The 13,954-nt window shown below is 33.7% G+C and carries 13 protein-coding genes; 3 read left to right on the top strand and 10 right to left on the bottom strand.

Going from position 1 to position 13,954, the window contains the following annotated elements:
* Positions 1–2: 2 nt before the first annotated feature.
* The 8 genes from N4A35_11260 to N4A35_11225 form a co-directional block, all read right to left on the bottom strand.
* Entirely contained in the window at positions 3–560 is a 558-nt protein-coding gene (locus tag N4A35_11260) for a DUF1573 domain-containing protein (protein ID MCT4581989.1), read from the bottom strand.
* Positions 561–597: 37 nt separating this feature from the next.
* The gene (locus N4A35_11255) at positions 598–1,188 is read right to left on the bottom strand and encodes a hypothetical protein (GenBank protein ID MCT4581988.1); all 591 of its coding nucleotides are present in this window, start codon (positions 1,186–1,188) and stop codon (positions 598–600) included.
* Positions 1,189–1,194: 6 nt separating this feature from the next.
* Positions 1,195–3,312, bottom strand: a complete 2,118-nt coding sequence (locus N4A35_11250) for an SPOR domain-containing protein (GenBank protein MCT4581987.1) — start codon at positions 3,310–3,312, stop codon at positions 1,195–1,197.
* A 77-nt stretch (positions 3,313–3,389) separates the two neighbouring features.
* Entirely contained in the window at positions 3,390–4,004 is a 615-nt protein-coding gene (locus tag N4A35_11245) for a fumarylacetoacetate hydrolase family protein (protein ID MCT4581986.1), read from the bottom strand.
* 23 nt (positions 4,005–4,027) lie between these two features.
* Positions 4,028–5,227, bottom strand: coding sequence for a GTPase HflX (hflX, locus tag N4A35_11240; protein ID MCT4581985.1), 1,200 nt, complete (start codon positions 5,225–5,227; stop codon positions 4,028–4,030).
* Between the two features lie 15 nt (positions 5,228–5,242).
* The gene (locus N4A35_11235) at positions 5,243–5,680 is read right to left on the bottom strand and encodes a hypothetical protein (protein ID MCT4581984.1); all 438 of its coding nucleotides are present in this window, start codon (positions 5,678–5,680) and stop codon (positions 5,243–5,245) included.
* 2 nt (positions 5,681–5,682) lie between these two features.
* Positions 5,683–6,435: an ATP-binding cassette domain-containing protein gene (locus N4A35_11230; GenBank protein MCT4581983.1), complete on the bottom strand. Its 753-nt coding sequence runs from the start codon at positions 6,433–6,435 to the stop codon at positions 5,683–5,685.
* Positions 6,432–7,130, bottom strand: a complete 699-nt coding sequence (locus N4A35_11225) for an ABC transporter permease (GenBank protein MCT4581982.1) — start codon at positions 7,128–7,130, stop codon at positions 6,432–6,434. Before N4A35_11225 ends, N4A35_11230 begins: the two co-directional genes overlap by 4 nt.
* Positions 7,131–7,456: 326 nt before the next feature.
* Between N4A35_11225 and N4A35_11220 the strand changes: the two genes are divergently transcribed.
* Together N4A35_11220 and N4A35_11215 are read left to right on the top strand one after the other, a co-directional pair.
* The gene (locus N4A35_11220) at positions 7,457–9,157 is read left to right on the top strand and encodes a hypothetical protein (protein ID MCT4581981.1); all 1,701 of its coding nucleotides are present in this window, start codon (positions 7,457–7,459) and stop codon (positions 9,155–9,157) included.
* Positions 9,158–9,262: 105 nt separating this feature from the next.
* Positions 9,263–11,017 (top strand): T9SS type A sorting domain-containing protein, encoded by a 1,755-nt coding sequence (locus N4A35_11215; protein ID MCT4581980.1) that lies wholly within the window; start codon positions 9,263–9,265, stop codon positions 11,015–11,017.
* Positions 11,018–11,123: 106 nt separating this feature from the next.
* Here the strand turns inward: N4A35_11215 and N4A35_11210 are convergent, their stop codons facing one another.
* Positions 11,124–11,285 carry a hypothetical protein gene (locus N4A35_11210; protein ID MCT4581979.1) on the bottom strand — a complete coding sequence of 54 codons (162 nt, stop codon included), beginning with the start codon at positions 11,283–11,285 and terminating at the stop codon, positions 11,124–11,126.
* Positions 11,286–11,408: 123 nt separating this feature from the next.
* On the opposite strand from N4A35_11210, the gene N4A35_11205 reads away from it, so the two are divergent.
* A complete protein-coding gene (locus tag N4A35_11205; protein MCT4581978.1) occupies positions 11,409–12,380 on the top strand; it encodes a ChbG/HpnK family deacetylase in 972 nt (323 codons plus the stop codon).
* Here the strand turns inward: N4A35_11205 and N4A35_11200 are convergent.
* Positions 12,377–13,918, bottom strand: coding sequence for a YifB family Mg chelatase-like AAA ATPase (locus tag N4A35_11200; GenBank protein ID MCT4581977.1), 1,542 nt, complete (start codon positions 13,916–13,918; stop codon positions 12,377–12,379). The genes N4A35_11205 and N4A35_11200 overlap by 4 nt on opposite strands.
* Positions 13,919–13,954 lie beyond the last annotated feature (36 nt).

The following is a 13,954-nucleotide window of genomic DNA, read 5'->3' as shown; positions in this document are numbered from 1 at the left end:
TTCTATTCAGCTTCAGGATTAACCATAGCTTTGATTCTTACAACAGTATTTTTTGGCTCAGTATTAGCTGTAATAGTTACGGTCTTTTCTTGTGGCTTTCCAGCTTGACCTTTACTTGGTCTATAAACGACATCTATTTTTCCTGTTGCACCTGGCATAATAGGGTCTTTTGGCCAGCTAGGTACTGTACAACCACAAGAACCTTTTGCATTGGTAATTAATAGTGGTTCTTTCCCAGTGTTGGTGAAAACAAAAGAGTAAGGATTATCGGTATTAACATTTACCTTACCAAAATCGTGAATTTCTTCATTAAATCGGATACTTGTCGATGGTCCTGTCGGTGCTTGTGTATTCGATTGAGGTGTCGTCTTAGTAGGTTGTATGTTGATTGGAGCAGTTGTTGATGGATTACTTGCTGGAGTATTTGTCTGTTTTAATGCAATAATTCCGTCGATTCGTTCATTAATACTTGATTCTAGGCTACTTGTTTTGACTAAACTATATCCTCCTAAAACTAAAGCTAACCCTGCTAACCCTAAAGCTATTTTGTTATTATCCATAATTCTTAATTTCCTGCAAATATAAATTTACTTGTTTTTAATTTTCAATTAATTTATCTTTTTTAACATTTAGTATCTCAACTTGTGTCTTAAAAGATTCACTTTGAGAACACTGAAACATCTGAGGTTTAGATCCCCATGAGTTCATCTCCTCACTTTCGCTCGCATAACTGATTTTTAACCCGATATCATCAGGATTTTTTTCTATTTTATCTGTGAGCGATTTAAAGTCTTTAATTGCTTCAGCATAGTCTTCTAAAAACTGCTTGCAATCCTCAGATATAGGATCTTCTTTCTCCTCTTCAATTTCTTTAATCTCTAATGATAAATCGTTTTCATAATCTGTTCGAATAGAGTCTTTGGTTTCTTGTGGAATAGAGTCTAAATAAACAGAGTCTCCAGTACATTCAAACTTTTGTCGAGCATATACTGTATCTGTAAAGTTTAATTTACACCACTCTAAATTTTCGGGTAATGAATCTAAACAATCACATAATGTTAATGCAATGGCAGTAGTGTCTGTGTTTGTTTGATGTGAAGTGGTAGCGCTTTGCTGTTCATTTTGTTGCTCGTTTTTACAAGCAAATAATGTTACTATTGAAAATAAAACTAAACCTATTTTTTTCATTGTCTATTATTTTGTTAATTCTAAAGCTTCTTGTGCCGTAATCATTTTACCATTAAAGTCTCCAATAATAAAGGCATCTACTATTCCTTTTTTCTGTATTTCAATCTTGTACTTTTCAGCTTCTTTATAACTATCAAATTTACCAACTAAATATTTCGTTATTCCAGTTTTGCTATCTCTTTTTGGAAGTACACTTCCCAATTGTAAATAGACATCAAGCACTTCAGTTGGAATGTCATTTTCATACGCTCCTACTTGTACTCTAAATTTAATTAAACCTTTTACTAAAGCGTCTTTTGTTGGTTCAGAACTTTCTGTGATAATGTCCTCATAATCGTCTCTAACATCAAAACCTGCATCTGTAAGAGAAATACGTTTCCCTTTATCGTAAACAACTAAGAAAGCTCCAGAATATCCTTGACTTAATATTTTGATTCGATGTTTTGCCGCTGCTTCTTTGTCGGTAAAAGATCCAGAATAGTAGCGGTACAATCCATCATTCCCTTTAATTTCTTCTACATCTTCTAATTGAGCAAAAGCTTGTTGGGATATTTTTCGGTTAAAGGCTCCAATTTGAACTCGGTAGAGTGTTTTTTGTTCTCGTTCAGAATATTCAGGTTGAACAGCGAGATCTTTTAATTCTTTTTTAGAGATAATTTTCTGAATTTCTGCAATAGGTTGACCTTTTAACAATGCGATGGCTTCTGTTTTAACTCCCTCATCTTCTAATTTATTTTTTTCTCCCATTGCCTGAGCTATGGTTTCAAATCCTCCAATAACATAAAAGATAGAATCTCCTCTTTCTATTGTTTTAAAATCTTTATAACTCAAATATTTATGTAATTCATTGGCAGATATTTCTTTAGAATCTGTCCCAATTACAATAGTGTATTTAAGATTGTTTTTCATTCGTTGTGCTTCTTCTCCTCTAGGCGCATCATCTTCACCAGAAGTTGTTACATGTCTCTCTTCTGTATAATAACTGCCATTAGAGTCAATATAAGCTAAGAATAACTTTTCTAAATCATCATCGTATTGAGTAACCCCTTGGGCATCAACTAGAGACCCGAATAAAGAATTTTTTTCATCATCTCTGTAATTGGGAACAAAATCTTGATCATCATCTAAAGGACAGCCCTTTTCATCAACAGGAAAAGCATGCTTCGGGGTTTTTATACAATCATCTACTAAGTCATAAACTCCATCTTGGTCATAATCAGAAGTGTCTGCTGCTAGTAATTCTTCTCCTGTTAATTCTAACTCATCTGTCTCTAATTGTTTGCGTTTTTTTCTCGGGCCAAAATCATAAGAGAGTGCAAAATGAGTATACAATAGTTTATCATTTTGACGATCACCTTTTCTTAGCCCTTCACTTTGATCGGAAACGTTATCAATCAGGTCTGAAAATGTAAAGTGCATTGACGTTCCAAGCCTTGCTTTTAAACGATCACTTAGGTGAAAGTTTGCCCCTATATCAATAGGAATAGCAAGCGTTCTTTCCTGATATTTTCCAAAACCGTCTAAATTGGCTTCTCTTAAATCAGATTCATAAGTATAATCCCTAAAAAGTTCTATTGCGTTGGTTGAATTGGGATCATTTTCATCCATGTTCATAATAGACCCATCTGACCAGTAGTGATAAACATTTCCATTGGCATCCATTAAGTCACTTTTGGATAAGAATTCAATAGACTCTACTCCTAGAGAAATATAAGGGTTAATATTCCTTTTGGGTTTTAACAAATGATAAAAATTATAGGAAACGACAGCTCCTCCCGTAGTAATATGAGAATTAAAGTTTAGGTTACGTTGTAAACTTCTTTCGTTGGAACTAACTTGACCAAATAAAACATAAAAACTTAAATCAAAATTGGGGTTTAAAGCCTGTGAAATTCTTAAATCTCTTGCTAGTCGACTAACAGTAAGATGACCTTTCCCATGGTTATTGGCTACATCTCCCATAAAGGTAAACATCCCTGTACCTATACTTACTTGAGGCCTAAAGTGAATGATTAGCTCTTCGTTTTCTAATGAATCAATAACTGCAGCATTTTCATTTTCTTGCCCAAAAAATGGGAGAGAAAATAAAATGAAAAGAATGCTATATAGATATTGATAATTCATTTTTGGGTTTGTTCCGCTAAATATACTAAAAAAAATGTAGCGGTCTATTTCCTTGTAGTTCACTCGCTTCTAGAAGCTTACTTTATTTTTAAATCAATCATTTTTTGTTCTTCAATAAAACCTTCAAGGTGGTCTCCTATACTCACTGGTCCTACACCAGCAGGGGTTCCTGTAAAAATTAAATCGCCTATTTTTAATGTCATAAACTGTGATAAATACACAATGAGCTCATCAAAATTAAAAAGCATATCCTTAGTATTGCCAAGTTGAACAGCTTCTTGATTTTTATGTAAACTGAATGCTATAGAGTTTAAGTCTTTAAATTCAGCTTTTGGAATAAATTTTTGGGACATCGGAGCTGAGTAATCAAAAGCTTTGGCTTTTTCCCATGGTAACCCTTTTTCTTTACATTCTAGTTGTAGATCTCTTGCTGTAAAATCTATTCCTAAACCAATTTCATCATAATAGGTATGCGCAAATTTTTGTGAAATATTTTTCCCTAGTTTATTTATTTTAATCACCAGTTCCACTTCATAATGCAAATCTTTTGTGAAATTTGGGTAATAAAATGGAGCTTTTTTAGGTAATCTTGCTGAATCTGGTTTCATAAAAAACACAGGTTCCTTTGGGATAGCATTTCCTAATTCTTTAGCATGTTTTGCGTAATTTCTACCAATACAGATTATTTTCATTTGTTATTTCGTTTAACCCTATTTTATTCCTGCTCATAATCTTGATATAGGAAGTTGTTATAAGGAAAGCGTTGAACGTGTAATTTTCGTACTTCTTGATACATTAATTCCTTAAAAGCATCAATGTTAATTTTTTCTACAGCTGAAATAAAAATACAGTTGTTTTGCATTTTACTCATCCATGTTTTCTCCAATTCTTCTAAAGTTGGTCTTGAGAATTCTCCTTCATCAAAACCTCCCAGATCATTGTATCCATCTACTTTGTTAAAGACAAGAATAGTGGGTTTATTGAGCGCTTCAATCTCTCTTAAAGTTTCATTAACAGTATTATAATGATCTTCAAATGCAGGATGCGTTATATCTACAACGTGCAACAATAAGTCAGCCTCTCTTACTTCATCTAAAGTGGATTTGAACGAATCAACCAATTGGTGTGGAAGTTTTCTGATAAAACCAACAGTATCAGATAATAGAAAAGGAATGTTTTTAATGACAATTTTCCTTACTGTTGTATCTAATGTTGCAAAGAGTTTATTTTCTGCAAAAATATCAGATTTACTCAATAAATTCATTGTAGTAGACTTTCCTACATTGGTATATCCTACCAGAGCTACACGAATTAATTGTCCTCTATTGCCCCTTTGTACAGTTTTTTGTTTATCTATTTTCTCTAACTTAGCTTTTAACCTTGTAATTTTATCTTTTACAATTCTTCGATCTGTTTCAATTTGAGTTTCTCCTGTTCCACGTAAACCTATACCACCTTTTTGACGATCCAAGTGTGTCCAAAGTCTAGTAAGTCGTGGAAGCATATATTGAAGTTGAGCTAATTCTACTTGAGTTTTAGCGTTGGCTGTTTGCGCTCTATTGGCAAAAATATCCAAGATTAAATTACTTCGATCTATAGTTTTGCACTCCAATATTTTTTCAATATTTCTTAATTGAGAAGGTGAGAGTTCATCATCAAAAATGACAATGTCAACTTTATTTGATTGAATAAAATCTACAATTTCTTCTAGCTTTCCTTTACCAATAAATGTTTTTTTATTGGGGATGTCCATTCTTTGGACAAAATTACGTACAGTTTCTGCTCCAGCAGTTTCTGCTAAGAAAGCTAATTCATCTAAATATTCATAAACTTGTTCAGTTGTTTGATCTCTTTGAATTAAACCTACTAAAACAGCTTTCTCTTTTGCAATATTTTTTGTCTCTACTCCTCCCATTAACTATTTATAATATTAAAACCAATGACCTCCAAGTGCTGTTCTAAATGGCCATGGAATAGAAATAAGAATAAGCACTAACGCAATAAGGTAATAAATTGCTATTTTACCAAATTTTTGAGAATCCTCAGTCGCCTTTTTAGATTTACTATAACCTATTGTAATCAATACGATAGCAATTAGCATTCCTAGTGTATGTTCTACAGCATAGAACCTGAGAGGAGCTACTTTCATATGAGAAAAACCAGTCCATCTTTTTTCCATAACATATAAACCAAGGCCAATTAAAAGTTGAATATGGGAAAGGATAAAAGCCAGTAGGCTAATCATTTTGTCTTTTGCTTCAAATGTTCCATTTTTCTTTTTTGAGAAAGCATTAAATATCGCAAAAATTAAAGCGACTAATAAAAGCCATCTTAAACCTGAATGAGCGTGAATTAATCCATTTAACATAATTATAATTTGTCTTTAAATTGTTTTAAAAATTGTGAAACGTAAACAAAGTCATTTACAGCTTTATTATCAGTAGTCAAAATTGTACGCATGTCTCCCTCCCAATGATTATGCCCTTGATTTAAAAACATAATATTATCTCCTATTTCTAATACTGAGTTCATATCATGAGTAATGACAATGGTGGTCATATTGTATTCTATAGTCAGCTCCTTAATTAATTCATCGATTAACATTGAAGTAACGGGATCTAATCCTGAGTTGGGTTCGTCACAAAAGAGGTATTTAGGTTTCATTGCAATGGCTCTTGCAATGGCAATACGTTTTTGCATTCCTCCACTTGTTTCTGAAGGGAAAAGTTTGTTTTTATTGATGATGTTAACACGTTCTAAGCAGAAGTTTGCTCTATCTCGCATTTCTTCTTTAGACATATCAGAGAACATTTTCAAGGGGAACATCACATTTTCTTCAACAGTTAAGGAGTCAAATAATGCGCTTCCCTGGAACAACATCCCAATTTCTTTTCGAATATTCTTTTTTTCTTTTCTTTTGAGTTTGATAAAATCTCTGCCATCAAATAGAATTTGACCAACCTCAGGTTCTATTAATCCAACAATACATTTCGTAAGCACGGATTTTCCTGAACCACTTTGCCCAATGATTAAGTTTGTTTTTCCTGTATGAAACTGAAAAGAAACATCGTGTAAAATTTGAACACCATTGAACGATTTAGATATGTTTTTAACTTCTATCAAATGAGTAATAATTGAGTGATTAAAACATTGGAGAATAGAATAAAAATACTACTGTATACTACCGCATCTGTACTCGCTCGACCAACTTCTAAGGCTCCGCCTCTTGCATGATATCCAAAATAACTGGAAATAGAGGTCATGAGGAATGCAAATACAATGGATTTAAATAAGGTATAAAACAACATGAAATCGTTCCCCTCAGAAAAGGATCGAATACCAAATAAATAATCTTCTAAGGTAACCAAGTCGGTAGTAGAAGCAATAAAGCCGCCGCCAATAAACCCAAAAACCATACTAAATACTACGATAATAGGAAAGACAAACATAGCTCCAAATATCTTTGGAGCGATAAGGTAACCAGCCGAATTAACCCCCATGATATCTAAAGCATCGATTTGTTCAGAAACTCTCATTGTTCCTAACTCTGAAGCGATATTTGAACCAATTTTACCTGCAAGAATTAAAGAGATAATAGTGGAAGAAAACTCCAAAATCATCGACTGTTTTAAGGTAAAACCAACTGTATATCGAGGAATTAGAGGAGAGTCGATAGCTGTGGCTGTTTGAATCACTAAAACACTACCCATAAAAAAAGACATCACCACAACCAACCCTAGTGACTTTATACCCAATTGTATAATTTCATCCAAAGTTCTATTCCAATATACAGACAACTTCTCAGGTCTAGTAAACATAGAGGTCATCAGTATGAAATACTTTCCTATGTGATAAAAAAGCTTCACAGTTGTGTTTTATTAATTTTTAAACAGTAGCTAACAAAGGTAAATAAATTAATTACAAAGCGACTTTGTATTTTTAAATGAGATTAACAATACATTGTTTACATTAAAACCGTTTTAATATGTTTTTATCGTTAAAATGTCAATATGCTTAGTTGAAAATGAAAATAAATAGTGGAAAAATATTGAATACTGATATTCATTCTTTTATATAAGAAAAATAGTCCTTATACTTGCACGATTATTATTAAAATTAAAGTAAGCTTATTAATCACTAATTAATGATGAAAAAGAATAACCTAAAAGGCATAGCATTAGCTTCTGTAGTTGCAGGGGGAATGTTGATGAACAGTTGTGATCTTGTTAAAGACATTGAGTACAATGTAAAACAAAATCCATTGGAAATGCATGGAGATAAAGTTAATTTAGAAATTAACGGGAAATTTATTGAAAAAGGATTGCATAAAAAAGCAGTTGTAGAGGTAACACCTACGTTTGTATGTAAAGATGGAACAGAGATTCCATTCGATACAAAAATTTTCCAAGGAGAAAAAGCGGCTGGAAATGGTGAGGTTATTCCTAAAGGAGGGAAGTCTTTTTCATATACAAGCACAGTTCCTTACAACGCAAGTATGGAAGAGGGTGATTTAGTGGTAAAAGTTTTACCTAAAAAAGGAACGAAAACAAAAGATTTAATCACTACTGATAAAATTGCTGATGGAACAATCATTACACCATTATTAGTTCAGTTTGATGATAAAGTAATGTTTGCAAAAGATAACTTCGTAAGAACTACTGAAGAAACAACAGCTGCAACAATCAACTATGCAAAAGGTAAATTTGATGTTAAAGCTGCTGAATTAAAGCAAGAAGATATTAAAGCTTTTGAAACTTTTGCTACTGAAGCTTTAGCCAACCCAAAAAGAGAAATGAAAAGCATAAACATTATGTCTTATGCGTCTCCAGAAGGTGAGGTTGATAAGAATGCTAACTTAGCTTCTGATAGAGCTGGTTCTGCTGCTACTTATGTGAATAAATTAATGACTAAAATTAATTTTGAAGCTGGTCAGCAAGCAAGTTTTGTTACTCAATCGCCTAAAGGTGAAGATTGGGATGGTTTTAAAACTGAAGTTCAAAAGACTTCTCATGAAGACAAAGAATTAATTTTAAGAGTTTTAGAAATGACTTCTGATCCTGTAAAAAGAGAAGAAGATATCAGAAACATGGCTAAAACATATAAGTTCTTAGAAAAAGAAGTTTTACCACAGTTGAGAAGATCTACAATGACTTTAACTTATGATAAAATCGGTTACAGCGATGAAGAGTTAAAGCAATTATCTAAAACGAACCCTGATATTTTAAATGTTGAGGAGTTATTATTTACAGCTGGATTATACGAAGATTTAAACGAAAAATTAAGAGTATATAAAGAAGCTGAGCGTTTATTTGGAAATGATTACAGAACTTCAAACAATGTTGGATATGTATTATACTTACAAAACGATATTGATGGAGCTGCTGCTAAATTTGAAAAAGCAAATGGATTAGAGTCTAACGCTATTACTTTAAACAACTTAGGAGCTATTGCTCACGTTAAAGGTGATAAAGCTACTGCTGCTGATTACTTTGGACAAGCTGGAAGTTCAGTTGAAACAAACTATAACAAAGGAATCGTAGCTATCCAAGACGGAAATTATGCTGATGCAATTACGAACATGGGAGATAATAAAACCTTAAATTCTGCTCTAGCTAAGATCTTAAACGGAGAAGCTGATGCTGCTATGGCTATTATCGATGAAAGTGCTGATGCTGATTCTGGTTTAGGTTACTACTTAAAAGCAATTATTGGAGCAAGAACAAACAATAAAGATTTAATGTTAAATAACTTAAAATCTGCAATTGCTAAAGATGCTTCATTAAAAGATAAAGCTAAAAAAGATAGAGAATTTATCAAATACATGGACGCTGTAAGCGCTTTGTAATACTTAATAATCGATTTACAGAAAATCCCTTGCACATACGTGTAAGGGATTTTTTTGTTTTTATCCTAAATAAGATTACTTTTATCGAAAAAATAACAGTTAAATATGAAAAAAGTATTACTTATTGCGATAGCGGCCATTCTGTATTATGGTAGTTACGGACAAATTCTGTCAGCGAGTACTTCAGCTGATTTTCAATCCTGGTCAATTGCAGACTTGAATAACGATGGGTTTAATTTCCAAGAAGTGAATTGGGGAAATGCTAACCCTCCTACTGCCTTATCTCCATTGGGAGAGGCTATTTTTTCAGAGTCTTATGATAGTGGTAATGGTGTAGGAATAACACCAGATAATTTATTTATTTCTCCTGTACTAAACCTTTCATCAGTAACTTCTTCGGATATCTCTTGGAAAGTTGCTGCAACAGATCCCAATTACCCAGCTGAGAAATATTCAGTGTATTTATCTACAAGTCCTACTAACTTAGCTAATGCTACATTGATCTTTTCAGAAACAATGGCTACTGGAGGCCAGGTTTTTACACGTAGTGTCTCGAGTGCAGCTTATGCAGGTCAAAATAATATTTATTTAATTTTTAGACATCATGATTGTTTTGATCAGTTTAAACTAACGATCGACGATATTTTACTAGAGTCAGGTTCTGGAGGGTGTAATTTCTCAGCGACAATCTCAAAAACAGATGTGTCTGCTCAAGGAGCTAACGATGGTAGTGCAACGGTATCAACATTTGGTGGTACAGCTCCCTATTCATATTCTTGGACACCTTCAGGAGGGAACGGAAGTACAGCTTCAAACCTTTCTCCAGGAACGTATACTTGTACTGTAACAGATGCAGATAACTGTACTGCTACAGCTACAGTTACAATAAACGATGGGCCTAGTTGTCAACTTGTGGCTTCAGCTGCTGTAACGAATGTTTCTAATACTGGAATGAACAATGGTTCAATCAATATTACAGTGAATAATGGAACACCTCCTTATTCATATGACTGGCATCCTAATATTTCAGCGAGTTCTTCTGCTTCAAACCTTTCTCCTGGATCATATGTTATCGAAATAACTGATGCAGATGGATGCTCTGTAACGCTTACTGAGTATGTAGAAGATTTTGTTTGTACTTTAAGCGCAAGTACTACGAGTTCTGATGTAACAACAGTTGGTGGTAACGATGGAACAGCTTCTGTAACAGCTGTAGGAGGAACAGCTCCATATTCATATTTTTGGTCTCCAGGAGGTTCTACCAGTATTTTCCAAAATGCATTATCCAAAGGAACTTATACGGTACAAGTTACTGATGCGAATAACTGTTCTGTATCTGTAACGATTATTATTAATGACCCAGGATGTAATTTATCAGTAAGTACTACAAGTACCAACGAAAGTTACTACGGGGCAAACGATGGGTCAGCTCAAGTTACTGCGTCTGGAGGAACAACACCTTATTCTTATATTTGGTCGCCTTCAGGTGGAAACTCAGCGATGGCAACTGGATTAGCTCCAGATGTCTACACAGCAATTGTAGTAGATGATGCAGGTTGCTCTGCAACATCAATAGTTACCATCGAGGCTGGAAATTTTGTCTCAGTTGATGAGGTTAAAGAAAATGATCTTGATTTAAATGTTTACCCTAACCCAACGAGTAATCAATTAAATATTCAAGCGAATCAATTGATTAAATCAGTAGCTATAGTTAACTTAAGTGGACAAGTGCTTTATAGCAAAAATGCTATGTCTGAAAGCTTTTCTATTGATGTAAATCATTTATCTAGTGGAATCTATTTTTATCAACTTGAAACTAAGGATGGTGAAATGATTACCAACAGATTTGTAAAAAAGTAATTAAATAAAAACCCCCTTTGCTTAAAAAGCAAAGGGGGATAACTTTGGTTAGAGTTAACCTCATAATAACCGATAAAAAAAGCCACTTAAACAAGTGGCTTTTTTATTAATTCATTCCTAATGATTTTTTCTTAAAATCATATTTCTGACGAAGTGTTACTATTATTCTAGCTTGCTTAATTTTAGAAGCTTTGATAAATGCTTCGCTGTTTTTACTTTCTAAAAGATCCATGATTTCTTCTTGGACTTCAATAGGTAGTGTTTTCATTGGTTTTAGGTCTTGGTGTTTTATTTTAAAGCAAAATTATTGCGTTTTATATTACTAAACAACCTTTTAATGTTAAAAAAACATTAACTTTCAATAATTATTGACCCTAATTTTATTGAAAAAATGAAGCAGATTATCCTTAATGCTGATGACTTTGGCCCTTCCAGTTTCTTAAACAATGGTATTATAGACGGTATTAGAAATGGTGTAGTAAACTCTGTTTCTGTCTTTGTAAATTATGGAAGAGAAAATTTACTTAATGTTAAACGGTTACAAGAGTTTTGCAAGGAGTATGGATATGAAGTAAAAATAGGGTTGCATTTTACAATGACAGCTGGGTATCCTATAGCTCCGATAAAGAAAATCTCTAATATTGTTCAAAAGATTAAAGGGAAATGGCATTTTAAATTAGCTTCCGAATTGGATTTAGATGTGATTACATGCAATGAAATTAAGACCGAATTAAAGGCTCAGTTGGAGTTGTTGGCACAAGTATTAAATATTCCTATTCATGAAATAGACCACATCAATAACCATCAAGGTATCGTCTATTTTCATGACCCTTTTTGGAAAGAATTTTTAAGTACAGCAAATGAATATAATATTCCTATAAGAAGCCCTTTAGCTTATCATACGTGGGGTCATCCTTATTTAAATAACAAACGATTGATTAAAAAATGGCTTCCCATCAATGGAGATGGCTTAGGTGTAATTATTGATTCGATCTTTAATGGAAATGGAGATGATGCTTTAGAATTAATACCGGGAACACAAGCTAAATCTCTAAAAAAGAAAAAGAAAGAAGCTGAACATGCAGCAGTAGCACACCCATCTTATTTTATAGCGCATTATTATAAGCAAGCTAGTGTCAATAAAATTCATCATTTTTTAAAGTACATTCAAAGTGGTGAAGTAGCAGAATTTATGCTTCACCTTGGAAAAGGAGCTTTTTATAAAGAAAATTATTGGGGAATCAAACACGATTCTTATGCGCCTCGAATAGAGGAATTAAAAAGCCTAAAGGATAGTAATATCAAAGAGTTGATTCAACATTATAATATTCAATTGGTAAACTATAGTACCATGCAAACTTAGCCTAACCAACCGTTTCTGTCTAAGCTTCTGTATTGAATGGCTTCAGCTATATGCTGCGCTTCAATATGCTCTTTTTTATCTAAGTCGGCAATTGTTCGGGCAACTTTAAATATTCTACCATAGGATCGAGCGGAGAATCCGAGTTTTTCCATAGCGTTTTTCATTAATGCTTCTCCGGCTTTATCGATAACACAATATTTTTTAGTCAATTTTGGTGATAATTGAGCATTGCTATGTATACCTTGGTATTGATTGTAACGGATTTCTTGTATTTTTCGGGCTTCTAATACCCGTTGTCGAATACTTGTACTAGATTCTCCATTTCTTTTGTCCGATAGCTTTTCATAAGGAACAGGTTGTACTTCTATATGCAAGTCAATACGATCCATTAAAGGTCCAGATATTTTAGATAAATAGCGTTTAACCGTATGCGCTGCATCGCCATTTAGGCTATTAGGATCATAAAATTCTCCACTTGGAGAAGGGTTCATTGCAGCAACCAACATAAAGTTAGCAGGATAATCAACACTGATCTTAGCTCTTGAGATTGTTACAACTCGGTCTTCTAATGGTTGACGAAGCACTTCCAGTACAGCTCTTTTAAATTCAGGGAGTTCATCTAAAAATAAAATACCATTATGAGCCAATGAAATTTCCCCTGGCTTGGGATTAGAGCCTCCGCCTACTAAAGCCACATCTGATACGGTATGGTGAGGTGACCTAAAAGGACGACTGTTGACTAAGCCTATTTCGGTATTTAAAAGCCCTGCAACAGAGTGAATTTTCGTCGCCTCTAAAGCCTCGGCTAAAGAAAGAGGAGGAAGTATGGTGGGAATACGTTTAGCTAACATAGATTTCCCAGATCCAGGAGGGCCAACCATAATAACATTATGTCCTCCAGCGGCGGCTACTTCCAATGCTCTTTTTACATTTTCTTGCCCCTTCACATCTAAAAAATCAATTCCAAAATTTAATTGAGGTTGGTTAAGCAACTCTTCTACAGTACTTTCTTCAGGTTGGAGACTAGGGATTCCATCAAAAAAATGAATGACTTCTTCAATGGTATTGGCTCCATATACTGCAATGCCATCCACAATTGCTGCCTCTTTAGCATTAGCTTTAGGAAGAATAATACCTTTAAACTGTTCTTTTTTAGCTTTAAGTGTGATGGGTAAAGCTCCCTTTATTGGTCTAAGGATGCCATCTAAGGCGAGTTCACCCATGATGATATAATTGCTTACCTCTTCGCTATTTTTAAGCTGTTCTGACGCAGCTAAAATCCCAATAGCAATGGTTAAGTCATACGCAGAACCTTCTTTTCGAATATCGGCAGGAGCCATGTTGATGGTAATTTCTTTTCCAGGAATACGATAGCCGTTATTTTTTAATGCGGCAGAGATACGTTGATGACTTTCTTTGACTGCATTATCAGGTAAACCAACTAAATAAAACCGCACTCCTTGCCCAATATTGACTTCAACTGTAATGGTGAGGGCATCAACACCATATACAGCACTACCAAAGGTTTTCACTAACATGATTTTTTCTATTAGGAGTAGAAGAGTAAATATACT

Source organism: Flavobacteriales bacterium, from assembly GCA_025210295.1.
In the GTDB taxonomy this organism is placed as follows: domain Bacteria; phylum Bacteroidota; class Bacteroidia; order Flavobacteriales_D; family Parvicellaceae; genus S010-51.
The sequence above is the reverse complement of the archived record's forward strand: the minus strand, read 5'-3'. Positions and strand labels throughout refer to the sequence as shown.